The 22452-nt window shown below is 46.9% G+C and carries 28 protein-coding genes and 2 pseudogenes; 20 read left to right on the forward strand and 10 right to left on the reverse strand.

Annotation, left to right across the window (positions count from 1 at the left end; genetic code table 11):
- Window positions 1-118: 118 nt before the first annotated feature.
- The gene (locus ACTWJ7_RS16930) at window positions 119-1000 is read left to right on the forward strand and encodes a phosphotransferase family protein (protein ID WP_301877208.1); all 882 of its coding nucleotides are present in this window, start codon (window positions 119-121) and stop codon (window positions 998-1000) included.
- A gap of 35 nt (window positions 1001-1035) precedes the next feature.
- On the opposite strand, the gene ACTWJ7_RS16935 is transcribed toward ACTWJ7_RS16930, so the two are convergent.
- Genes ACTWJ7_RS16935 through ACTWJ7_RS16945 form a run of 3 tightly spaced genes read right to left on the reverse strand, consistent with a single transcriptional unit; the run spans window position 1036 to window position 3085 of the window.
- The gene (locus ACTWJ7_RS16935; RefSeq protein ID WP_301877206.1) at window positions 1036-1959 is read right to left on the reverse strand and encodes an alpha/beta hydrolase family protein; all 924 of its coding nucleotides are present in this window, start codon (window positions 1957-1959) and stop codon (window positions 1036-1038) included.
- Window positions 1960-1974: 15 nt separating this feature from the next.
- Window positions 1975-2484 carry a hypothetical protein gene (locus ACTWJ7_RS16940; RefSeq protein WP_443145649.1) on the reverse strand — a complete coding sequence of 170 codons (510 nt, stop codon included), beginning with the start codon at window positions 2482-2484 and terminating at the stop codon, window positions 1975-1977.
- On the reverse strand, window positions 2444-3085 hold the full coding sequence (locus tag ACTWJ7_RS16945; protein WP_443145650.1) for a helix-turn-helix domain-containing protein: 642 nt from the start codon (window positions 3083-3085) through the stop codon (window positions 2444-2446). The genes ACTWJ7_RS16940 and ACTWJ7_RS16945 overlap by 41 nt, the downstream gene beginning before the upstream one ends.
- A 152-nt stretch (window positions 3086-3237) precedes the next feature.
- Here ACTWJ7_RS16945 and ACTWJ7_RS16950 point away from each other — a divergent pair, with 152 nt between their 5' ends.
- From ACTWJ7_RS16950 to ACTWJ7_RS16960, 3 genes are all read left to right on the forward strand, one after another.
- Window positions 3238-3612 (forward strand): DUF3888 domain-containing protein, encoded by a 375-nt coding sequence (locus tag ACTWJ7_RS16950; RefSeq protein ID WP_301247699.1) that lies wholly within the window; start codon window positions 3238-3240, stop codon window positions 3610-3612.
- A gap of 700 nt (window positions 3613-4312) precedes the next feature.
- Entirely contained in the window at window positions 4313-5620 is a 1308-nt protein-coding gene (locus ACTWJ7_RS16955; RefSeq protein ID WP_301877203.1) for an NtaA/DmoA family FMN-dependent monooxygenase, read from the forward strand.
- A gap of 232 nt (window positions 5621-5852) precedes the next feature.
- Window positions 5853-6644, forward strand: a complete 792-nt coding sequence (locus tag ACTWJ7_RS16960; RefSeq protein WP_443145651.1) for an ABC transporter substrate-binding protein — start codon at window positions 5853-5855, stop codon at window positions 6642-6644.
- Window positions 6645-6830: 186 nt separating this feature from the next.
- Here the strand turns inward: ACTWJ7_RS16960 and ACTWJ7_RS16965 are convergent, their stop codons facing one another.
- From ACTWJ7_RS16965 to ACTWJ7_RS16980, 4 genes are all read right to left on the reverse strand, one after another.
- Window positions 6831-7031, reverse strand: coding sequence for a hypothetical protein (locus ACTWJ7_RS16965; RefSeq protein WP_301247696.1), 201 nt, complete (start codon window positions 7029-7031; stop codon window positions 6831-6833).
- Window positions 7015-7401, reverse strand: coding sequence for a hypothetical protein (locus ACTWJ7_RS16970; protein WP_443145652.1), 387 nt, complete (start codon window positions 7399-7401; stop codon window positions 7015-7017). The genes ACTWJ7_RS16965 and ACTWJ7_RS16970 overlap by 17 nt, the downstream gene beginning before the upstream one ends.
- 224 nt (window positions 7402-7625) lie before the next feature.
- A complete protein-coding gene (locus ACTWJ7_RS16975; protein ID WP_443145653.1) occupies window positions 7626-7961 on the reverse strand; it encodes an NAD-dependent epimerase/dehydratase family protein in 336 nt (111 codons plus the stop codon).
- A 242-nt stretch (window positions 7962-8203) separates the two neighbouring features.
- A complete protein-coding gene (locus ACTWJ7_RS16980) occupies window positions 8204-9205 on the reverse strand; it encodes a DUF3500 domain-containing protein (protein WP_301877200.1) in 1002 nt (333 codons plus the stop codon).
- Window positions 9206-9447: 242 nt separating this feature from the next.
- Between ACTWJ7_RS16980 and ACTWJ7_RS16985 the strand changes: the two genes are divergently transcribed.
- Both ACTWJ7_RS16985 and ACTWJ7_RS16990 read left to right on the forward strand, forming a co-directional pair.
- The gene (locus ACTWJ7_RS16985) at window positions 9448-9777 is read left to right on the forward strand and encodes a TetR/AcrR family transcriptional regulator (RefSeq protein WP_443145654.1); all 330 of its coding nucleotides are present in this window, start codon (window positions 9448-9450) and stop codon (window positions 9775-9777) included.
- Complete coding sequence (locus tag ACTWJ7_RS16990) at window positions 9774-9950, forward strand: hypothetical protein (RefSeq protein WP_443145655.1); 177 nt, start codon at window positions 9774-9776, stop codon at window positions 9948-9950. The genes ACTWJ7_RS16985 and ACTWJ7_RS16990 overlap by 4 nt, the downstream gene beginning before the upstream one ends.
- Before the next feature lie 392 nt (window positions 9951-10342).
- On the opposite strand, the gene ACTWJ7_RS16995 is transcribed toward ACTWJ7_RS16990, so the two are convergent.
- The gene (locus ACTWJ7_RS16995) at window positions 10343-10606 is read right to left on the reverse strand and encodes a hypothetical protein (RefSeq protein WP_443145656.1); all 264 of its coding nucleotides are present in this window, start codon (window positions 10604-10606) and stop codon (window positions 10343-10345) included.
- A gap of 74 nt (window positions 10607-10680) precedes the next feature.
- Between ACTWJ7_RS16995 and ACTWJ7_RS17000 the strand changes: the two genes are divergently transcribed.
- The 9 genes from ACTWJ7_RS17000 to ACTWJ7_RS17040 all read left to right on the forward strand — a co-directional run bounded on the left by ACTWJ7_RS17000 (window position 10681) and on the right by ACTWJ7_RS17040 (window position 17104).
- Entirely contained in the window at window positions 10681-11436 is a 756-nt protein-coding gene (locus ACTWJ7_RS17000; protein ID WP_443145657.1) for an AraC family ligand binding domain-containing protein, read from the forward strand.
- Window positions 11409-11606, forward strand: coding sequence for a helix-turn-helix domain-containing protein (locus tag ACTWJ7_RS17005; RefSeq protein ID WP_443145658.1), 198 nt, complete (start codon window positions 11409-11411; stop codon window positions 11604-11606). Before ACTWJ7_RS17000 ends, ACTWJ7_RS17005 begins: the two co-directional genes overlap by 28 nt.
- A gap of 93 nt (window positions 11607-11699) precedes the next feature.
- Window positions 11700-12311: a hypothetical protein gene (locus ACTWJ7_RS17010; RefSeq protein WP_443145659.1), complete on the forward strand. Its 612-nt coding sequence runs from the start codon at window positions 11700-11702 to the stop codon at window positions 12309-12311.
- Window positions 12299-12637 (forward strand): hypothetical protein, encoded by a 339-nt coding sequence (locus tag ACTWJ7_RS17015; RefSeq protein WP_443145660.1) that lies wholly within the window; start codon window positions 12299-12301, stop codon window positions 12635-12637. The genes ACTWJ7_RS17010 and ACTWJ7_RS17015 overlap by 13 nt, the downstream gene beginning before the upstream one ends.
- A gap of 68 nt (window positions 12638-12705) precedes the next feature.
- Entirely contained in the window at window positions 12706-13602 is an 897-nt protein-coding gene (locus tag ACTWJ7_RS17020; RefSeq protein WP_443145661.1) for a class I mannose-6-phosphate isomerase, read from the forward strand.
- Window positions 13599-14366 (forward strand): ROK family protein, encoded by a 768-nt coding sequence (locus tag ACTWJ7_RS17025; RefSeq protein WP_443145662.1) that lies wholly within the window; start codon window positions 13599-13601, stop codon window positions 14364-14366. The genes ACTWJ7_RS17020 and ACTWJ7_RS17025 overlap by 4 nt, the downstream gene beginning before the upstream one ends.
- A gap of 5 nt (window positions 14367-14371) precedes the next feature.
- Window positions 14372-14635, forward strand: coding sequence for a hypothetical protein (locus ACTWJ7_RS17030; protein WP_443145663.1), 264 nt, complete (start codon window positions 14372-14374; stop codon window positions 14633-14635).
- Window positions 14589-14918 carry a hypothetical protein gene (locus ACTWJ7_RS17035; protein WP_443145664.1) on the forward strand — a complete coding sequence of 110 codons (330 nt, stop codon included), beginning with the start codon at window positions 14589-14591 and terminating at the stop codon, window positions 14916-14918. Before ACTWJ7_RS17030 ends, ACTWJ7_RS17035 begins: the two co-directional genes overlap by 47 nt.
- A complete protein-coding gene (locus ACTWJ7_RS17040; RefSeq protein ID WP_443145665.1) occupies window positions 14879-17104 on the forward strand; it encodes a glycoside hydrolase family 38 N-terminal domain-containing protein in 2226 nt (741 codons plus the stop codon). Before ACTWJ7_RS17035 ends, ACTWJ7_RS17040 begins: the two co-directional genes overlap by 40 nt.
- 156 nt (window positions 17105-17260) lie before the next feature.
- Here the strand turns inward: ACTWJ7_RS17040 and ACTWJ7_RS17045 are convergent, their stop codons facing one another.
- Window positions 17261-18013, reverse strand: a complete 753-nt coding sequence (locus tag ACTWJ7_RS17045; protein ID WP_301877185.1) for a hypothetical protein — start codon at window positions 18011-18013, stop codon at window positions 17261-17263.
- Window positions 18014-18173: 160 nt separating this feature from the next.
- Between ACTWJ7_RS17045 and ACTWJ7_RS17050 the strand changes: the two genes are divergently transcribed.
- The 5 genes and pseudogenes from ACTWJ7_RS17050 to ACTWJ7_RS17070 all read left to right on the forward strand — a co-directional run bounded on the left by ACTWJ7_RS17050 (window position 18174) and on the right by ACTWJ7_RS17070 (window position 20877).
- Window positions 18174-18668 (forward strand): response regulator transcription factor, encoded by a 495-nt coding sequence (locus tag ACTWJ7_RS17050; RefSeq protein ID WP_443145666.1) that lies wholly within the window; start codon window positions 18174-18176, stop codon window positions 18666-18668.
- A gap of 17 nt (window positions 18669-18685) precedes the next feature.
- Window positions 18686-18888: pseudogene (locus ACTWJ7_RS17055) on the forward strand (winged helix-turn-helix domain-containing protein).
- 1 nt (window position 18889) lies between these two features.
- Window positions 18890-19843: a histidine kinase dimerization/phospho-acceptor domain-containing protein gene (locus tag ACTWJ7_RS17060; protein ID WP_443145667.1), complete on the forward strand. Its 954-nt coding sequence runs from the start codon at window positions 18890-18892 to the stop codon at window positions 19841-19843.
- Between the two features lie 17 nt (window positions 19844-19860).
- The gene (locus ACTWJ7_RS17065) at window positions 19861-20352 is read left to right on the forward strand and encodes a sensor histidine kinase (protein WP_443145668.1); all 492 of its coding nucleotides are present in this window, start codon (window positions 19861-19863) and stop codon (window positions 20350-20352) included.
- Between the two features lie 304 nt (window positions 20353-20656).
- Window positions 20657-20877, forward strand: a pseudogene (locus ACTWJ7_RS17070) (DUF896 domain-containing protein).
- A gap of 136 nt (window positions 20878-21013) precedes the next feature.
- On the opposite strand, the gene ACTWJ7_RS17075 reads toward ACTWJ7_RS17070, so the two are convergent.
- Complete coding sequence (locus ACTWJ7_RS17075) at window positions 21014-22366, reverse strand: MATE family efflux transporter (protein ID WP_079349110.1); 1353 nt, start codon at window positions 22364-22366, stop codon at window positions 21014-21016.
- Between the last annotated feature and the right edge of the window lie 86 nt (window positions 22367-22452).

The following is a 22452-nucleotide window of genomic DNA, read 5'->3' on the forward strand; positions in this document are numbered from 1 at the left end:
AACAGGTTGAAGGCCCTTGTTTCGAACTGTATTATGGAATGGCAGAGCATTAAATCAGCGAGCCACATCAAACAGGCTCGCTGATTTATATTAGAGCACCAAATAGAGGAGGTTCCATATGAGTTCCATTCTAAACGTTATAGAAAAGCTAAAGTTGAACGTCTTAAATATTGAAGATGTTCCGGAATCATTTAGTTCGGATGTATATAAACTTACTCTTGCTAATGGAGAAGACGTTTATGTAAAGATTCCATTTAACAAGGATAAGCTTTTTCGTGAATTTCAGATGCTCGAAACATTGAAGGGCGTATTACCTGTTCCTAAGGTATTGGACATTTGGTATGGGGATGAAATGACTACGGGGGCGTTGCTTCTCTCAGCAATTCAAGGTGTACCTTGTACAGAAAATATTGATGAAAAGCTATCTTTTCAAATGGGGGTGTATCATGCAATGCTCCATGAGGTGAAAACGTCAGGATATGGTTATCATTCAGCCGGCGGCTTTCATTTTTTTGACCAAAATAATTGGCGTCTACACATCAAAAGTAATTTTGAAAAGTGGAAAGAGCCCTGTAAAGAGCTCCTCGATTCAGCATTGTATGAACGTTGCATTCTTCATTTTGATGGTGATTTCTCTGCTTTACCAGATCCTGACGGACCATGTTTTGTACATATGGATTTTAGACCAGGCAATATACTGGTGAACGGTAACAAGGTTGCAGGTATTATTGATTTCGAGAGTGCTCGCGGTGGCTCCACTGAAATAGATTTCACTAAAATCAATAGATATATTTGGGAAGTGAACCCGAGAACAAAATCCCCGTACATTGAAGGTTATGAAACGATTCGTACGATGTTAAATCTCGAACTCGTATTGCCATTTTATAATTTTTACGATGCTTTTAGCGCCGTTTCTTGGTGTGAAAACAGAGGAGTTGAAAAAAATCAATCGTTCCTTCAGGAAAGTATAGAAGTTTTGAAGAAATCAGTAGGTTATTGAATTGAATAAACGTCCAACAGGTTTGGCTGTTTTTCCTAAATGGAAAGAATCCAGTTGGAAATGTCATTTATCACTTTCTTATCAACATGCTGCACAACTTTATACTCTTTTTTCATTTTTAATATTTCACCGTAAACAGCTGGCATAAATAAATGATTTAAGTTGGGGTAAAGTTTAAACGTTACATTTGGCTTTTCACATAATAAGTCTTTGTAAGCCTTAAAATCTTTGTCTACGGATACATGGAAATCTCGATCTCCCTGCAAAATGAGTACGGGTTTATCTAATACGTTGAGGTAATGAATGGATGGATGTTCTCCCATCTCTTTGAAGTAGTAGGCTCTCGAATATTTCCCCAAAACTACAGTTGATTTTGCTTCTTCATCACTTAACGTATAGATTTTATCAAACTTGGATGATAGTGCTGCGATTTGTTTCTTAGCAATCATTTTCAAAAACATATTCAACGACGCTAAAACATCGTTATTTTGGTCCATCAAAATTTTTTCTAATCTTCGTGGAGACCCACCCATAATAATGATACCAGCAAAATGTCCACCTTCTGCATCAATTCGTGGAGCTAACATCCCGCCTAAGCTATGACCGATAATAAATATTTGGTTTGAATCAATACGTGAGTCTTTACGTAATAAATCAGCAGCAAGGATAGCATCTTCCATGGTTTCTTCTTTAACGGATAATCCGGTTTCGTTTTTCATTTCTTTTCCGTAGACGAATGTTCTTTTATCGTATCGCAGCACAGCAATTCCTTTTTCCGACAACCCATCGGCAAGGTCTTTAAAAGGGTAGTTATTGCCGACTTTTTCATCCATATCCGCAGGGCCAGAGCCATGCACCAATACCACGGCTGGAACTTTGGATGAGCAATTCTCTGGCAATGACAAAATGCCATTCAAAGGATATTTCGTTTCTTGGCCAATGATTAGCTTCTCATTCATACCCATAACCTCCGATCAACTTTTTTCTTGCAAAAAATGATTCATTTTTTGAATTAGTCTTTGATACTCGGGTACTTCACGTAACGAATTGAACGCTGGATTCATTAGAACATCCCTCATCATGCTATCCTTGATAACCTGCTCGCTGCGGGGAGCGGTGACGTCGAAATCTTTCAGCCACGGATCAATCAGATCAAAGAAGGAATCTCCACGAAGCTCAAAAGGAAAGAAGCCTTCCACGCAGGTATCCACATATTTTTCAAGGAGTTCAATCGATTTCTCAGGAAATTTGTTCACACAATATAGATGAGCGCCTAGTGCGTAAAGCAGGACGACATTGTTTGGATTTAGCCGTTTCATATCAAAAATCCGTGCAAAATCCGACGCTTTCTTAAAAGCTTCTTCGGCTTTTTCGATATGATCCATATTGAATTGGAGGACGTTCAGCAGCCCTTGAAAGACTGCCATTACGTGCTGATACAGTTCAGCCTGCAAGGTTTCTTTGGCTTTGCTGATATTGCCCATATGCTGATATGCCTGTGAAATTAACGCGCCCTTTGGCATCATGGGCCGGACGGTCTCCCCAGTAATCTAAGACCCGCTGCGGACTCCTTAGCGATAGAAAACAAACGGATTGATACAAAACCGCATCGCTCGAAAGCTGCATATCGCCACTTTCGGTTTGAATCCGTTCACATAGCGTCACGGCTTCGTTAAGAAGCACCTCTTTTTGCTCTTGTGTTCTCGCCAGCGTGAAGTGATTTGTGTACAGCCTGACCATCTGCAATAAGAGTGGAAAGCAGGCGTAATATTTTTTGATGATCGCCGTACATTCTGCAATCACCTCATCAAAAGGGAGAGAAGCAAAATCATTAGCGAGTCGGGTGTAGAGATTCGCGATGTCCGACTGCTCCATTTGCGGGGAATAGCCCATCAATTCTTCAATGCTGATGTTAAAATAGGCCGCAAGGCGTGGAAGAAATGTGATATCAGGATAGCTTTGTCCCGTTTCCCACTTGGAAACAGACGCTTTGGAAACACCGATAAATGCAGCAACCGCATCCTGTGTTAATCCTTTTTCTCTGCGTTTTGCTACAAGAATCGATGATAAATTAATTTCGTTCATTCAACATCACCTCTGATTATGATTATACGGTTTATAAAATCAACTCCCAAGCGACTTGTCGTTGACTTATGTTAAAAAAATCAACCATTGAGAAACTTAATGGGGAAAGAAACTGGTCGATTAGGGATACTAAGGAAGAAGGAGTGGAGGACATGAGAAAAGTATTAATTATAGTTGTTAGTTGTATTCTAACGCTAAGCCTAAGCGCATCAGCATATGCAGAGCATGGTACAGTGAATGAGGAGGAGTATAAGTCTTTATCGTTAACTTTACTTAATCCATCCATACAGCTGGCGATTAATCAGTATTATCAAAAAATTCACAAGCCGCAGCCAAGTTATGGTTTATATGAAATGAAGGTTCTAGAACTAAAAAGGAGATTCCCTGGAGCTTATGCCTTTCGAGTGATTGTTGAAGTCAACACGTACTACGGTCCACACAATCCTCCAAATGCAAAAGAGTTTATTACATTCGATATCGATACCAGTAAAGTAAAGTTAATTAAATATATCCATAGGAACGACTAACTTTTAATCTTGAGATGGTCCGAAGTGATTATATACTTTGCATGGGGGTAAATCTTTTCTAACGCTAAATAAGCTTTTCTAATGTATTGGTTTTGCACCTTATTTTCTAAAATAAGGAATGAAGCAGAGTGAAATATACAAACGCTAAAAAAATATTGCCTGAAAAGTTAATTATAATGATTCAAGAGTATGTCTAGGGAGAGACGATTTACATTTGCCAAACAACTTGCCTTTGATGGTGTCTTAATCGAATTGCAAGTACTCCCTGGATATCATCATTTGGCTCCAATGTTTCCGAATGCACATTTTTCTCAAATAGGTGCCACCTCTAGTGAGTACGCTTTGTTGAAAGCTCTGGAGTTACTTTGATTATAAGACTGATTTAGAGATGGAATCGAACCGAGACAACTGGGGAGCAAACAGTATAGATGACACAAGTTAGAGCATTAAAAGATACAAGCCGCGTTAATGCGGCTTTTTTCGTGTCTTTAAAGATAAACAAGAACTTGACCTTTTGCCACTCAACCAAAGTTTAGATAATTGTGCATATCGGATTTGTAACTTGTGTATTCAAATTTGATTAAATCCTTGCTAAACTTTGTTTTGATAATGAGAATCATTATTATTATTATTAAATAGAGGCTGGATTTGACCGGAGGGCTTTCTAGGAGCAAATCAATGATAAGAAAGGTTGGTAGAAATGAGTTCAAACAGACAACTATGTATTGGATTGTCCTTAAATGCAACGTGGAATAAAGGCGACGGGTGGCGACACCGGGATAGCGGAGTGGAGCAAACGGGATCCATTGACTATTATATTCATTGGGCGAAAATGGCGGAGAACTCAAAGCTCGATTTTCTTTTCAGAGCGGATTATCTATATATTAGCCCGCAGATGTTAGGCGATTCTTCTAATTTCGGCAGCCCGGACCCTACTTTGTTTTTTGCAGCTATAGCTCGTGAAACCGATCGGATCGGACTGGTTACGACCATTTCTACGACGTTTAATCCACCGTATATTGTTGCTCGGCAGCTTCAATCCTTGAACTGGCTAAGCAATGGACGTGCCGGCTGGAATATTGTCACTTCTATTGAGGGCGCCGATAATTTCGGCAACTCTCCAATGCCATCCCCGGAAGAACGGTATGCGAAGGCAATAGAATTTACGGATGTGGTATGCAAACTTTGGGATAGTTTTCCGAGTGAGGCTATCGTTATTGACCGTGAGTCAGGCATGTTTTCTGATAAGGAAAAAGTGAATGCTATTCATCATTCCGGTGAATTTTTCAGCGTAAAAGGGCCGTTAACTCTACCTTCTCATCCATCGGGAAGCATTCCTTTGTTTCAAGCGGGAGCTTCGGATATTGGACGGAATTTTGCCTCTTCCGTAGCGGATGCTATTTTTGCGGCAATGCCAGATCTGGAATCAGGCGTGGAATTGCGAAGTGATTTGAGAAAAAGGGCTGTAGAACATGGGCGCGATCCGAACACGATTAAAGTTTTGCCGGGGTTATATTTTTTCCTTGCCGATACGCACGAAGAAGCGCTTGAATTACATAAGGCTGCTCATGCCCATTTAAGTCTTGAGCGCAGACATGCCTCTCTCCAATCGTTAATGGGCCTGGATTTAAGTGGTTGTTCCTTGGATCAACGCGTAACCGAAGATATGCTTCCAGATCCTGATCATGCTGTCCGCAGCCGTACACATGCTGAGCTGTTGCGTCGATATATTACAAAATATCAGCCTACAGTGAAGGAGATTCTGGACCGGCCGGAGGTTGTCGGATCTGCCCATTGGGTATCTGTGGGGACAGTCAAGACGGTAATGAATGATATTATTGAGCGGGTTGAGGCTGGTGCTATAGATGGGTTCATCGCCCTGCCAGGCGGTTCAGAAAAATCGATGAAGATATTCTTTGAAAAGCTGATTCCAAAGTTGGTTGAAAGAGGTTTGTTCAGAAGTGAATATACCGGGGAAACGTTGCGTGATCATTTGGAGGGTTCATAGGTCATTACTGTTTTTTTATTTTTAGAGCGAGAGCATGGGTACACACAATATGGATAACGTATCGTAGGGGAGAACATATGAAAAGACTAACAGGATTGATTTTATCTGTAATTGTATTTGCAGGGGGATACTGGCTGGATGTTCCGAAACGCCCGTTGCAGTTACTCCTGAACCCAGCAAGATCGAGGGTGAAGGATGGCCAAGAACCATTAAGGATGCCAGCGACAATGGAGTGGTGCTTGAGAAACGACCAGAGCGTATAGCGGTGCTTCATCCCTTATACTTGGATTACTTTTTTGCTTTGGATACTCCTCCAATCGCATCAATCAGCGCGGGGGAAGCATTGGAAAAGTTTGCTACGTTACAGCCTTACGCCAAATCTGCTGATATTATTGATTTGGGAAGCGACTCAGCGAATTTGGAAAAGATTATTACCGCTCAGCCTGATGTAATTGTAACCTTCAAGGGGTCTGTGGACACCATTTATGATGAGTTGAACAAGATTGCTCCAGTCATCTTAATCGACTACACGGATACCTGGGACAAAACGACGATGCTTCTTGCTGAAGTTGTTGAAAAAGAGAAGTTGGCGAAAGAACTGATTAAGGAAACCCAAGAAATGATAGCAAATACGAAAAAGCATTTAGGTACTCTTGAGGATAAGACCTTTGCCTTGTTGCGGGTTGATGGAAAAGCAAATTTTTATGCTCAAGGATCTAAAAATACAATGTACTATAATCAAACTGCGGGCTTTGGGTTGTTGGCACCGAAGGGGTATCCTGAGGGTGGTGAGTCGCTTACGCTGGAAGGGCTATACGACATGAATCCCGATTATATTATTATCCAGCATGATATTGACGTTGCAAAGGCAGCAGTGAAGGAAAAGGAATCTTCGAAGGTATGGAATTCACTGGAGGCTGTAAAAAACAACCGTGTTGTTATATTTGATAATTCCCTCAATAGTGCGAGTATCCTGGCTGTCCGTCTGGCCTCAGAGTATTTTCTGAAATTGGCTGAACAATAATTATTATACAAAAGATCCGATTGCTGATTCTGAGCGCAATCGGATCTTTTAATGTAGGATGACAAGAACATTATCGTATTGATGTATCCATAATATTGGGATTAAAGGAAATTATAAAGTGACAAAAAGTGGTGAACGGCCGCACCGCCCGGAGTAACCAGGCAAGCGAAGACGATGACACTTGCGTCAACGATCCACAGCAGCTCCGATGAACTCGGATGCAGCCCGCTGACCGAGAGCATTGGAACCGCCAGATTGATGGCGGCAACAAGGCCAACGACCAGGATGATACACACGCAAACGCAGGCCAGAATCAGCCCCCGTTGTCGTGACGTTTTCACGGCAACTGGAGAAACTATCTTTGGGGCACTTATGGTTTTCCGACATGCTTGTACGCACCAGCCATGATGTCATCAATCAGAGTTGGCGAAGCTGGCGTCCATCCGAGAAGTTCGCGAGTATGTGCACTGGAGCCGGTCATGGATAGTTTAAAGAAGCTGCCGACCAATCCGAAGTGCGCATCGGCGTCTTCTGCTGCAATCGAGGCTACCGGGATGTCGAGGGTGCGCCCGATTGCTTCGGCGATCGCTCGAGTGGTGATGGTTTCCTCTGCGATCGCATGTAGACGCGATCCGGCCGGCGCCTTTTCGAGTCCCAGCCGGAGGAGCCGGGCTGCGTCGGAACGGTGCACTGCAGACCAAGCGTTGGAACCGTCACCGATGTACCCGGACACGCCCTGCTTGCGGGCTGCGGACATTAGGAAATTAATGAATCCCCAATCTCCAGTCCCGTGGACGGTTGGAGCGAACCGGGTGATAATGGTCCGCACTCCGCGACCAACGTAGTCGAGAGCAAGATTCTCGGAGCCGCCCCTGTCAGAGCCCGGGCCCACAGCTGGGGACGGGTCAACCTCCAACACCGGACGCCCTTGAACCAGACCGGAGATGGCATTAGCGACTATGAAAGGCCGGTCAGTACCGATCAGTGTCTCGGCGAGAGTTTCGACTGCAGCCCGTTCAGCACGATCCGACTCCGTAGGATTCGCCCAGTCATGCTTGTTCGCCAGGTGGATGACAGCCTCAGCTTCGGACGCCCCCGGCGGAGGACGTCGAGGTCATCGAGATCCCCGCGCAGTGCAGTCGCGCCTTTTTCTTCAAGTGAAGCCGCAGAGACGTCCGACCGAGCCAGTCCGACGACCTTGTAGCCTGCTCTCAGCAACTCATCTACGGTGGCCGATCCAATCCATCCCGTTGCTCCAGTAATAAATACATTCATCTGTGTTACCTCCTTGTAGCCCTTCCACAGGCTACACTTCATATTTTTTTACGGTTACTCGCATTGTCAGGATTCACGACAATGTCCGCTTCTGACAATTACGAGACACTGTGTAACTTAATATAACAGTTACAATACAATGTGTCTAGTAATTATTTTGGAGTAGGGACAAGACGCGTGGGAAGACCTATGGATGCATGACGTGAGCGAATGTCGGCTTAGTGACGAGCGGGTTTGGAGCATCATCAATCAGTGTTGCGTGATCGCCAATGGGCAAGTTTGTTTTAGAAGGCATTCCCACCATAGTCCGTGTTCTTGTCGCGCCACACAGCGTGTGGATGTGGGTCTGAAAGGATTATACCGCTGTGCATAGAAAACTCGATCCACACCGAAGGACCGTCGATACGGATATAGTCCTTCGGTTTACTCACGGAGGTTGAGCCCGAATAAGCGACGTACGTGAAATCGAGCTCGTCCTCATAGCCAGCGAGGATTCTCGCAGCGTTCTCGTCGTCGATGCTGCTGACATAGGTTTCAATCGCTGCTAGCAGCAGGGCTCTCTGGTCTTCGCGTAATTCGGAACCCCGAATGCCCTCAGCCGTCGTAGGGAACGCCCAATCCTTGCCTGGGCCCAGCAAGAGATCCCGGTACTTGTCGCGGAGTCTGGATAAGGCTAACTGGTCATTGTCAAATGAGGCGAGTAGAGCTACGAATGTTCTCTGTGCCTGCTGCTGGGGTTGATTGCTTATGCCGTTGTACTCGAAGGTCGAGAACGGTTCAATACCACGGAACGAGGGGGTTGCTCCAACGAGGTTACCATCTGTGTAAGTGTTGGCGACTGCGAGGTGGTGTCCGCCGAATTGCAGCTCCCATGTCCCCGAATCGGATGGCGTACCAAGGAAGGCAACGTAGAAGTTCTCCCGCCCGTAGTCCCGGGTCACACCGTAATCACGAAGATAGTCGTCGGCATTAAGGATCTGTTGGATCTCGTCATAGCCCTTGTTCTTGCCTGAACCGGTAGCCGCCGCGAGTAAGACGTTCAGCGATGTCCATTGTTCTTCCGAGAGGGTGCCGATCCGCAGACCGTTTCGGCCGTGGTGACCCATCGTTGCCTGGGGATAGTTCGACCAGTTCATTACATTCCTCAGCGAATAGTCCTGGTTCAAATCGCGGAGCTGGTCATAGGAGAGTGTAGCCGCGAACGACTTCGCGAGCTCGACGACTTTGCCGTTCAATGTTGTTGGGCAGTTGTACGTATGTGCCACTCTAGCCGTAGATATGCGCATAATAATTGTTATCTCCTTCGTAGCCCTCTTAGGGCATCAATTGAAATGATCGACACAGTTTCGAGTCACCGTGCACCGAAAATATATCATATACGAGACACTGTGTCCACATATGTGGTTTGGAATTGGACAAGAGGACTGTCTCCGTGTATAGTTGAGACATGAAAAAAGAACATTATCATGGCGGTCGTCCCCGAAGTGAGCAAGCGAGGGCGGCTATTTTGGATGCGGTTGATGACCTCTTGGTCGAGGTCGGATATGCGGCAATGACGATGAAGGGCATCTCCGAAAGAGCAGGAGTGTCCCGGCAGACTTTGTATCGTTGGTGGTCACACAAAGCGGAAATCCTCTTCGAGGCCAGTGTAGCCGATGCCGAGGAAGAATTGGAGATTAGTCCCACAGGGACTCCGTTGGATGATCTAAGAGCGTACCTGGAAGCACTCGTTCGCTTCCTTACGCACTCGCCGGCAGGCGCCGCTTATCGGGCTCTCCTGGGTGAAGCACAGCACGACTCTGCCGTGGGGAACTGCTCTCTGCGAAGGACCTGCTCGGCGACAGCGCCCGGGTCGTGATTGAGCGCGCGCTAGGGGAGGACACACTTCCAATTCCAATCGATCAGGCCACAGCCTTGTTGATTGGACCGACATTTTTCTGGATTCTGAGCGGACGCAATCCCGAACAACTGGTCCCACTTAAACTTGCCGAAGACTTCATGAGCGACCTTCGTGCAAGACAATTGCGCTGAAGAGGCGCTTAATTGTAATGACCGTCTGCTTGAACGACTGGACAAGATGAAGAATGGAATCCACCTACTCAAGGCTCACGTGGTTATACTGCATAGAGAGCTTAGAGTAAACGAGGTACTATTAATAGCAAGATAGCGACTTGAAGGTCGGTATCTTGCTATTAATAACTTGATCGTTGGAGATTGAGACGCGCTTTTCTGCAGATGGACACTCAATTCCTTTATAACATTTTCTTATTGTGTAAATTGCTGGGGATCAAAAGGGCGGTACACAAGTACAAGTTCTTGTTCACCGTCAATAGATTCGTAGATTATAGAGATGGGTAATAGGGATATTTGCGGTACAAAACATATACCAGAAAAAGTCGCTAATTTAGCGGCTTTTTTTTATTTTAGCCTTTACTTCTTTCGGTTTCGGAAAGCATTGCGTTGAAATATAACAAGAGTTCATTCCTCTGTTTTGAATAATTGATGATTTCATGATTGCGGGTACCACTTTTCTTTCCAAAATCAAAACTCATTTGCCAGAGGTCTCCGATACGACGACTAAATCCGAAATGTAATCTGACGCGAGCTGAGGCAGCTGTTTTATTTAGCAGATTATTAACGTATTTCTCAACGGACAAATCTGATTTACCTAGTTTAAAAATATTCAAAAGGGCAGACCGACTTCCGGTTTGCCTTTTGGCTATGCAAACGTATAATGAGAGCTTGAAGGGAGAGGATCGTCATGACCATCGAAGCCAGCTTTCGCCGGGCCAATCACATATGCAATCGTTATATTACAAAAGTGGAGCAGACGGGGCTTTCCTTATCCATTTTGTACTGGGGATTCATGCCCGATCATTTCGACAATGCCTTCCACCGGCATTCCTTTTTCGAGGCCTGTTATGTGGTGGACGGTGAAGGAAGCTACATAGAACAGAATCAGCATTACGCTTTAACTAAAGGAACAGCTTTTCTATCTCTTCCAGGCACATGGCATCAAATCCGCAGCCAGACTGGGTTGACGCTTTGTTATGTTGCTTTTGAACTGGATGAAGCACACACCGATGCTTATTATACCGAATCCTTCCGTCGTCTTGCCGAGCTTGGGCAAAGCGTAGCCCAGCAAGCGGACCTTACGCCGACTGGGCATTTATGGCAAGCGCTCATCGCTTCTTTCGACTTACCCGGGGCAACTCTTCCTCTTGCTGTAAAGCAAATTTCCGCTTCTCTTCTGTTATCCATAGCGGATTTGCACGTTCCTGCCAGAACAGACTCGGCCGATACAGGAGAGCAACCCGTGGAACCCAATACGTTGTTCCGCCAGGCTAAACGGTATGTTGATGATAATTTGATCAATGAGCTTACACTTATGACGGTGTCGAGACACCTCCACATTTCGTCGCGTCATCTAACCCGATTGTTTCAGGAGAATCTGGGCAGTCCTTCGTCCACTACATTCAGGAACGACGTGTGCAGAATGCCGCTTGGCTCCTGTTAAATGAACAGACGCCAATTAAAGATATCGCCATCCAGTGCGGGTTCCAATCCGTACACTATTTTACCCGAATATTTACCCGTGAGCTTGGCGTTTCCCCGGCTAAATTCCGCCGCATTCAGTTTGCCGAAGGCCGTTCTGGCAAAATGTATTACCCACCCCAAATGTCCTGATTGTACAAAAACACAGCTTGATCGTTTAAAGACACCATCTCCAACTCCCTATAGAATGATGACATAAATCGATAGAGAGTTGGAGGTTTAAACATGCCCCGAATAGCCCCCTTGCCCTTTCATGCCAATCCAGTCAATTTCATTCGGCTTCGGCCCGACCAAGAGACAGAACCCGGGATCTGGAATGGGTATGAAGAATGGCTTGGTCAAATTTGGCCCGACTGTGCCCGGAGCAGTTCGCTACCCTTTTATATTAATATGGACGGTACGTATGGCGCCGCATTCAGCGAGTGTCTGGAAAAGCTCCGATCGCGCTGCCGTCAGGAGAACAGGATAATCATTGAAATAGATAGCGCTGATTATTTGAAACCTTCAGCAGATTTGCTACAGCAGTTTCACCCTTACCTGACGGATAACCGGGCTTTTGGCGTTGTGGCCTCGGACGTCAGCGTCGAGGATTATTTCCAGCCAGATGCTCAGTCGGTTTGGCTCAGTGATGTAGAACATCAATTGCAGCTGTATAATTCCGCTGAAAATGCAGAGGCCCAGTCACCCAAGGCAGATCAGTTGGCCCCCATCGTTGTGACCTTTGGGCCAGGCTCTGATTTCCTTTCTAGAGTATCAGCTCCGGCCAACGTTTCTCTTTTTGCGACTTATCCAGAGAGGCTCAGCAGTATCTGCACCAGCAGGGGATGGGTTCGCTAGGATTAGGCCCATGTCGGGATACGGTTGAAACCTACAAACAGGCGTTGTTTTTGGAGTGGCCCGTTTGGGAGGAATATCGGAGACGTCGCTTGTACGATTTTGACTACTATGTGGATACGAACAACCAGGAACGGCCCGTTCTGGTCACCGTTCCCATGCTGCGCCGACTGTTGGCTTCAGTAGCCCGGCAGCCTTTTCGAGTAAAACCATTCTTTGCACCGGGAATTTGGGGTGGACAGTATTTGAAAGAGCTGTGCGGCCTGCCCGGGAATGGAATAACTGCGCCTGGGGTTTTGAACCGATCGCACCGGAGAACACGCTTTTAATCGGCTATCGGGATTTTATATTGGATCTTCCTTTTCCACTGCTTCTGTCGGCTCATCCTGAGGCAATTATGGGGGAGCGAAATGTACGGCTGTTCGGTGACTATTTTCCGATCCGGTTTGATTATCTCGATACGATAGACGGGGATCATCTGTCTGTGCAGGTCCACCCTCAGCAGGTTTACATCGAGCAGACCTTCAATGAAACGATGACACAGCAGGAATCCTATTACATTATGGAGCAGAAGGAGGGCGCCAAACCTTTTGTGGGGCTGGGCTTCACGGAGGGAACAACCGGGGAGGAGCTGCTTCAGGCGGTTGAATCCGCCCATTCCTCGGGAAAACCGCTAAAGGTCGAAGAATATGTGAATATCCTAGATGCGAATAAGGGCGACCTGTTCCTGATCCCGCCTGGAGCCGTACATTTTTCGGGCAAAAACAATCTGGTGCTGGAGATCTCTTCGACAACCTGGTGGTTTACCTTCAAAATTTACGACCATTTGCGGGTCGATAGAGACGGTCGGCCGCGACCGATCAACAGCGATCATGCCAGACCCAACATGAAGGAACAATTTGACACCCAATACGTTCAGGAACATTTGATAGCGGTTCCAAGGGAGTGCCGGGTACAGGGAGCCAGCAGCGAAGAGCTGCTGGGTGAACGGGAGGATCTGCTTTTTCAGGTCAAAAGATTAAAGCTGGACGGAGAGTGGATTGACGATACGTTTGGAGAGTTTGTCATGTTCAACCTCGTAGAAGGCGACCGGGTGAGGCTCACTCCGCTTGATGATGAGGCAGCGGCTGTGGAATGGGGGTACGCAGAAGCGTATATCGTTCCCGCCTCCGTTGGAGGCTTCCGAATGGAGTCTTTGGGTGACCGATCGTGCACCCTGATCCGGGCACAGGTTTCGCCAGAGTGGAATATGCCTCTGCTTCCGCATCACTGGAAATCTGGTGGACACTTATGAATCCTGACGTCACGATCGCCATTGATGCAGGCGGGACTTTCTTGAAGGGTGGCGTACTGAGTGACGGGGATCTTTTGCCTCAATTTTATGTCAAAAGGTCGTCCCGCTCCAACAGCAGTGCGTATGAAATTGCCGCCAACCTGGCCGATGTGATTCAGGAGCTTGCCGCCGGATACGTTGCCTACATGGAGCAGCTTAGCTCCGATAAAGAGACCGCGGTCGGATTTCCCAACTTTCATATCGGCTTTGCTTTCCCTGGGCCTTTTGAATACGAAACAGGTGTTTCCCGTATTCAGGGATTGAATAAATACGAGCAGCTCTATGAACGCAATTTAAAAACGCTGCTGCGGCGCAAATTAACGGCACTTGCAGCGGAACACTCTGCTCCTACATGGATGACCCGGCTTGCCGCCGCAAATATTTGTTTTGGCAATGATGCTGCTATGTTCGCCCTAGGGGTCAGTCGGCTTTTTCCACAGGACAGGTTGCTGTGCCTTACCCTTGGAACGGGCCTAGGCTCCGGCTTTGTTGAGAACGGCTCTATGGTTAGCGGGAAATGGGGAATTCCTGACTCAGGCATGTTATATGCAGAGAAGTACAAGGGAGAAACCGTGGATGATCTGTTCGGAAGCCGAGGGATTTTAGCTTTGGCGGACAGCCATGATGCTCGAAAGGAGGGCGAAGACGTGTACGATCTGGCCATAGCGGCAAGACAGGGGGTTCCTCCGCCACCCTTGTATGGCAGCTTTACGGCCAGCGGCTAGGAGAAATGCTTCGTCCGTATGTGGAAGAGTTTCGCCCCGCCCGTCTGATCCTGGGCGGACAGATTGCGGGCACCTATGATTTGTTTGGCGAGGCGCTTTCAGAAGCGCTCTTGCCCGAGGTGATTCCTCTGTACCATGAGAAGCAAATGCAGGAGCACGTGTTTCACGGGATTTTCCAGCTCGTAAAAAATACCTATTCGACCAACAAAGGAGAAAATAAATATGACGCTCGAACAACAAATCAAGCAAGCCGCCATCCCGACGCTTGAACGAAAATGGAAAATATACGTCATTCACCATTCTCACACAGACCTTGGTTATACCGACAGGCAGGAAAAGATTGAACAATATCATGTCGACTTTATCTGTCAGGCGCTGCGTATTGTTAATAATTCTCAAAACGGCGTAAAGCCCGAGTGGAAAGGGTTCCGCTGGACCTGTGAGACCTTCTGGGCCGTGGAACAATTCCTGAAGCAGGCCGGGACGAGGAAAAAGCTGCATTTGCCGATGCCGTGCGGCGCGGCGATATCGAGCTGTCCGGCACGTATCTGAATATGACTGAGCTTCCCGACCAGCAGTTGCTGAACAAAATACACAGCAAGGCTCAGACATATGCCGGCTCGATCGGTCACCAAATAGACAGCGCGATGACAGCGGATATCAATGGCTACAGCTGGGGATATGCCGACAGCCTGCTGGATAACGGAATCCAGCATTTATTCAGCTGTATACATACCCATCACGGCATGTATGCGCTGGGCCGCAAGCATTCTCCGTTCTGGTGGGAGGCCCCAAGCGGGGAACGCCTGCTGGTCTGGAATGGAGATCACTACATGCTTGGCAACGAACTCGGCTTCTGCCCTGGTGCGCTGGGCAAATACATGATTCGTGATGAATTCAACCATAGACTTGTTGAACCGGCAAATATTCACGATCAAATCGCCAATACTCGCATCCATCGATATTTAGCCCAGCTTGAGGCCGAGCAGTATCCGTATGATTTTGTGCCGGTGATGCTGTCCGGACTGCCTACAGACAATGGATCGCCCAACAGCGCAATCATAGAATGGATCGAAGCGTGGAATCAGCAAAACGGTGAGAGAATTATCGTAGAGATGAGCACATTGAGTGGCTTTTTTGCCCGGCTGAAGGAGGAAGGAACAGATGGATTACCGGTGCATAAAGGGGATTGGCCGGACTGGTGGTCGGATGGCGTAAGCTCCACACCGATGCACACCCAGATTTACCGGGACGCACAGCGGACACTCCGCAAGGTGGAAAAGCTCGATCCCGAACAAAACAGTGTCAGTCTCCAGGAAATTGAGGCTGTGGAGCAGGCGCTGGCTCTCTATGCCGAACACACATGGGGTTATCATTCTTCTATTTTTGAACCGTGGCACAAAAATGTTCAGCTGCTGGAGGTCCGCAAGACGGCGCATGCTGCAGAGGCAAGCAGGCTTGCTTACCGGGCGCTGGATCAGGTGCTGCTGGCCGATAACGCTGCTACCTTGTACCCGGGGCGTCCTTACCGCTTCAAGGTCACGAACCTGTCCGAGCGAGAGGTTACCGAGTTAGTTGAGCTGAAGCTCGAAGGCTGGGAACCGGATGAACTGTTGAACGGAGTGGAGGTGATCCGGGAGGACACGGGAGAGGTGCTGATTAAGCAGTCCACCCACGCGCAGACGATTATTGCGGAGCTTAAACTTCAAGGGATGGAGAGCTGCATACTGATCCTGCGCCCGCTTCAGGCAGCACAGCAGGGGTCTTCTTCCTTAACATCAACTTCCAATTCGAAGCTGATCGGCGCTGATCAGGTGTACGACATGGAGGATATGTACACCTTAACACCGGGCGGGCTGCAAGGGCCGATCTCTGTTTTTCAAAACGGGCTGGAGTCGCCTTTTGTACGCTTGACTTGGTCCAAAGAACGCGGCATCGTGTCGTGGATTGATAAGGAGACAGGCCGCGATCTGATGCAAGCGGGTGATCTGTATGGGGCGTTCACACCCATCTATGAGGTGACAAATCCGTCGAACCCTTTGGATGCTTCTCAGGTATGGAGTGTCCGTTCAAAAATGGGACGCAACCGTAAGGGTATAAACGTGGAGCGTTCGGTCGGTCAGCTCATCTCTATCCGCGCGGTAGATAACGGACCGCTGTATGCTACTGTTGAGCTTGGTTATCAGCTAAAAGGCATCGCCTATTTTTCACTGTTCCTGCGGATATATACCCGTCAAAACAGAATGGACATTTCGGCACGGTTCCATAAAGAAAGTGTTTGGAATCCGGAGAACGTATATCTGGCTCTGCCGTTCACCCCGGGAGGAAGTGGGCCGGTTACCCTGTTTGCCGATAAGCCGGGAGGCCTCGTTCGCCCCTGGAAGGATCAGATTCCGGGAACCTGCCTGGATTATTCCTCCGTGCAGGCGGGCATCGCCTGGCAGGATAACGAGCGCAGCTTGCTGCTTGCCGTACCGGACACGCCGCTTGTTCAATGGGGAACACTGGATTACGGGCCTAGAAAGGTCCACACCCAGCAAGCATCTGATGCCCAACCGGAAGCGTATGCCTGGCTGATGACGAATTACTGGGAAACGAATTTCAAAGCGACCTTGGGTGGATTCTATGAGTTTCAATATCATATATCGGCTGGCGGCAGACTTTCGGCTGAAGAACTAACCACTGCTCTGCAGGCGCTGAACGAGCCGTTTGTAGTTACCCGGGTTAATGAACAATAAACCGAATAGTAAAGGCTCTTCTTATAGTCAATAAACCAACAACCAGCAGGCCTCCATATGGAGGCTTGCTGGTTGTTGGCGTCCGGTCATTCTGTAGCGTATGGAGATTTCCAGCTTTGCTTACTGATGTAGGAGACGGGAAATGTATCTCTATGTTTACTCTTGATTAGCTTCCAGTTCGACAATTTGTGCCTTATATTGCTTCAACAGCTCGGCAAGAGAAGTCTTGATTGCGGCTGAATCCTTGGCAGATACAGCATTATTCAAGTTAGTCTGAGCTTTGAAGAATGCACTGGCAGTAGGATCAACACCGCTGATTTGAAACGTTTCTGCATCAGCGATTACCGCGCTTGTTACTCCGGTTGTTTGTTCGTCAAGTTCCACGGTGCTGATGGCTACTGCCTCTCCAGGTTTGGCGTTTTCCACTAATTTCTTCAGATCAGCACTACTTGTGGTGATCGAAAAAGACAGGGTGTTCTTGCTTTCGGAATGAGGTATTTGTTCGGCTTTTACGGCCTTTACTCCCTCAATCTTCAAAGTCTGCATTTCTTTCATCTCATCTGGTTTGGCGTTCTCGGAAGTTCCCTTCCATTGGTCAGAGTCTATGTCAACAGCAACCAAACTGGCCAATCCAGCGGACATAGAAGTCTGTGAAAGAAGTTTATCATAATTGGCCAACGTTTTTTCCCATTCGCTTACGGTATCTGGTGCGTATTTTTTAGCCAGTTCCACTGGATTGGCCATTGTGAAGGCTGCAATGGAGAATTTGGCTTCTTTCAAAGTAGCTGTTCCGTTTGTGGCAGCATTGGCGTTTGCATCACTGTCGGCATTCGCGACAACCGGTGCAGAGATCGCAGTGAGCAGCAGGGCGGACAGGGCAACATTTCTGAATTTCAAACTGTAGTTCATTTCGTAACACTCCTTATGGTTTGGTTTGTCTTACAGTTATCAATTTACCGAAGGAGTGTGGCACAATATTGGTGTAATTGTGGAAAAACAATGGCAAAGCTCTTTCCTTCCATCTACCTTTGGTATACTCACTATAGAGAAAAGTACTGGAGGTCCGTTCATGAATAACGATTACCTCATCGCGGTTGTAGACGATGACGAGAATATACGCACACTGATTCAAGCTTATTTGCACAAAGAGAACTTTCGGACGATAGGCCTTGCGAATGCGGAAGATGCCTGGTCCTTACATAGAATAAGTCCACCGAGCATGTGGGTGATGGACATTATGCTTCCCGGCATGGATGGCTATGAATTATGCAAACGCATCCGTAATGAAGGAGAGGTTCCCATTATTATGATCTCGGCAAAGGATAATGAGGTGGACAAGATCCTTGGCCTTGAGTTGGGCAGTGATGATTATTTGGTGAAGCCTTTCAGCCCCCGTGAGCTGGTAGCCCGCATCAAGCGGCAGCTGGAACGCTGGATTAGAATTACCGGAGCGGGAGAAAAAGCGGTTGTAAGCGACGCTGCGACGCCACGAATTGATGCCGGAGAGCTTCAATTAATGTTGGAAGAGAGGCGCGCCATATGGCGCGGGAAGAAGTGGACCTGACCAGTAAAGAGTTCACTATGCTCAAGGTACTGGCTGAACATCCGAATCGTGCGTTTACCAGGGACGAGCTGCTCAGCTTTGTCTGGGGGAAGATTATTTTGGCAGTGACCGTGCCGTAGATCATTTAATTAAGCGGATTCGCAAAAAGATCGAGGAACTTCCCGTCGAGTCCGTGTGGGGACACGGATATCGTATGCGAACAGATCGGAGTGAAGTTTAATATGAAACTCGTTCATCAAATCAACCTAGCGTTTGGCCTGTCACTGGTTCTGATTCTCTCCGTCACGGCCGTTCTACTCCATTATGTGCTGTTGGATCATTTCATTGGGACAGAGAAAAATGATCTTAAGACATTAAGTGTCGCGATGTCTGCTTCTATAACTGAAGCGGGTGATTTTGCAATGAGTCCTGTTCTTTCCACTGGAAATGTCACTCTTCCTAATTCGAATATTACGGGTTTGCAGTCCGTCCAATTGGTAACAGGGGAGGTTGCGAGTGCTCCCACAACACTCATTCCTGCCGATGTTGAAGCTTTTGTCACCGATTTTAACGGCAATGTGCTGTCGGGTACGACTTTGTCTGTGAATGGAATAACCGGAAAGGCGAGTAGCGATACATTGATTGAAGCAGTGCCTACCAACTTGCAGCAGTATACAGCGGTTACGTCCTCCAGCATCAAGGACCTATGGTCCGGAACGGACGGGCGTTATGTTATGGATGTTAGTCCCATTCCTCAAGGGACTCTGACCCTGTTGACTCCCATGAGCAAGATCAAAGCCATTGAACAGGCTCTTCTGGGCCGGCTCATCCTGGTAATCGTTATCGTTGGAGCGATGATGTTCCTGCTGAGTCTATTTATTACGAAAAGGCTGATTCAGCCATTGATGAATCTGAAACAGGAACTAAAAAAGGTCAAAGAACGTCATTTCACGGATGTGCAGCTGGTCAGGGGTGGCGGTGAGATTGGCGCTGTCGCACAGACGGTATATGAGATGGCAGGCGAACTGAACAGGTTTAACGAGGTACAGAAGCAGTTTTTTCAGAATGCGTCTCATGAGCTGAAGACGCCTCTGATGTCCATTGCAGGCTATGCGGAGGGCATCCGGGATGGAATCTTTGAAGGTGATAATGTTCGTAAAGGGCTGGACGTGATCCTGGGGAAAGCGGCAGATTAGGGAAGATTGTCACCGAAATGACGCTGCTCGCAAAGCTGGATAGTGAAGAGGATATTTTCAAGTCTTCCGAGGTCAGCCTGAACGAATTGCTGACGGAAACGTCAGAGCGTGTTAATCCACTACTTGTTAAGAAAGGACTTACCCTTCATATCACCTGCCCGGAGAATCAAGAGCTGTTCATTATGGCTGATCAGGATAAACTGCTGCAGGCACTCCTTAACGTCGTGACGAATGCCGCAAGATACGCAAAAAAAGAAATTCGCATCAATGCAAGCTTGGAAAAAGGTAAGATTGCGCTATCCGTCTCGGATGACGGTCCCGGATTTCCACAGGAGCTGCTGCCCACCTTATTCCACCGCTTCGTCAAAGGAAAAGACGGGGAGTCCGGACTGGGACTGGCGATTGCCCGGGCTATTGTAGAACGCTGCGGCGGACTGATTCAGGCCACCAACCGTAAAGAGGGAGGAGCTGTAATCTCGTTCTGCTTCCCCGCTGCCCAACGTGTCTGAAAGGAAAGGACCGCGCCATATGCCCATAGATATGCTGCTCTCCCTGAGGGCTAATCAGATTATCAATGCGTATCCTGCCAATGACGTGTTTATCAACAAAAATACAAAAAATCTCGATTCCATTTTTGCTTTTGTTGCTTTTGCATATTTATGTGGTGGTAAGGACATTAAATAAATGTGAATCAAGAATTAGAGGGGAGAGAGTGATGCCATATTTCTCGGCATTATCTAATAAATAGGTGCAGCGTATTCATTTCAGTGCTAGACTACCAGTAAGATTAATTGTATTAGAGGAGAGGAAAAAATGATTAAAAGTTTAGATCGCATTAATCAATTGGCGAAAAACAGCGTGAAGAGGGTCTGACAAATGCGGAACGAGTTGAACAACAAGTTTTACGAGAAGACTATTTACGGGAAATTCGAGGGCAGGTCTTAAACACTTTTTCAGCGCTTACAGTACTCGATCCAGATGGAAATGATGTAACACCGGACAAAGTACGAAATGAAAAGGGAATCGATTTATAGGGAAGGATTAAGCTTGTTCGAAAAATGAAAGTTGATACATGTATTGAATAAGAACACACAAATAAGAAACCGTCCCTAGAAAAGAGGAATGGTTTCTTATTTTGCTTTGTTAGATGGGAAACTTATTGTTTATTTTCTAATGTACTAGATTTTCCAATTCAGGCTGCAATTTGTTTCGCAGAATATACAGCATAATAGCTCCAACAAGGAACGCGACGACATCTGCAATGACGAGGGACCAAACGACCCCGTGGAAGCCATTAAGTCGGTTGGCGATATAGAGCACAGGAATGAGAGTAATTCCTTGAATGACTGACATAATGAAGGCGGCGGTACCTTGCGCTGTTGCCTGGAAGATCCCCACAAACAACGAGGTCATTCCTGTAATAAATAAGGATAAGAACGTGACATGCAGAATGTAGCTGCCCATTTCAATTAATTGAGGGTCATTTGTAAATAAACCAATCAAGTGGTCGGATATCAGATAGACGACAACGCCGAACACAACAGCTAACGCTACAATGGCTTTGATCGTAAATCCAATGGTATGCTTCATGCGTAATTTATTCGCTGTAAAAGAGAAGGCGATCAACGGCACAACTCCCTCGCATAAGCCCATCAGAATAAACTCAGGAAATTGCAACAAACGTGATGAAATTCCGTACCCCGCTACGGCCTGATCCCCATACTCGACAAGAAAATGGTTCAAAATGAGTGACATTGCACCCAAGAAGATACTCATTATAAAAACGGGAACTCCGATTTTGAAAACATTGCTCATAATTTCCTTGGAAGCTCTGAACCATTTTACGGAGATAGTCAAAAACTGGCTCTTATATCCCATATGGAATGCGTAAAAAACACTTGCAATCAAGTTAGAGATGACCGTAGCAGAAGCAACGCCGATCACACCCCAATGGAAGATGAAGACGGCTATCGCATCAAGAATAATATTTACAACCACACTGAGAATCATACCGACCATCGACGTGATCGCTGAACCCTCGGAGCGCACAATATTCTCCAGTGTGAAAAATAAGATGACGAATGGTGAACCAATAAGCATAATCGTGACATAGTCCTTCGTAAATCCAAAGGATTCAGGCGTTGCTCCCAAGCCCTGAACGATTGGATCGATCAAAGGAAGGCCAACGGCAATCACAATAACACCAAGAACTAAGCTGCTGTAAAAGGCGAATGAAGACACATGCTTTAGATCATCATATCTTTTTTCACCGAGCAAACGGGAGATGAATGTACCGCTACCCATACCAATCAAGTTACCGAGCGCCATAATCACCGCGAATAACGGCAAGGTTAGAGCGAGTGCGGTTAACATGGCTGTATTGCCCAGTGTCCCAAGGAAATAGGCATTTAAGATGGAGTAGATGACACTCATCGACGTGCCTAACATCATGGGTACGGCGAAGTGAGCTACGGCTTTTGCAATCGGTGCTTTTTCAAAATAATGGAGGTTTTCTGCATCCATGGGTTTCACTTCTTTCTTCATTTATTTTTAAAATGGTCTGGAATTCGAACAATATATTCAACTTCCAATCTAACAGTGTTAGTTTG

The sequence above is a fragment of the Paenibacillus sp. 1A_MP2 genome (genome assembly GCF_052244825.1).
GTDB lineage: Bacteria > Bacillota > Bacilli > Paenibacillales > Paenibacillaceae > Paenibacillus > Paenibacillus vandeheii.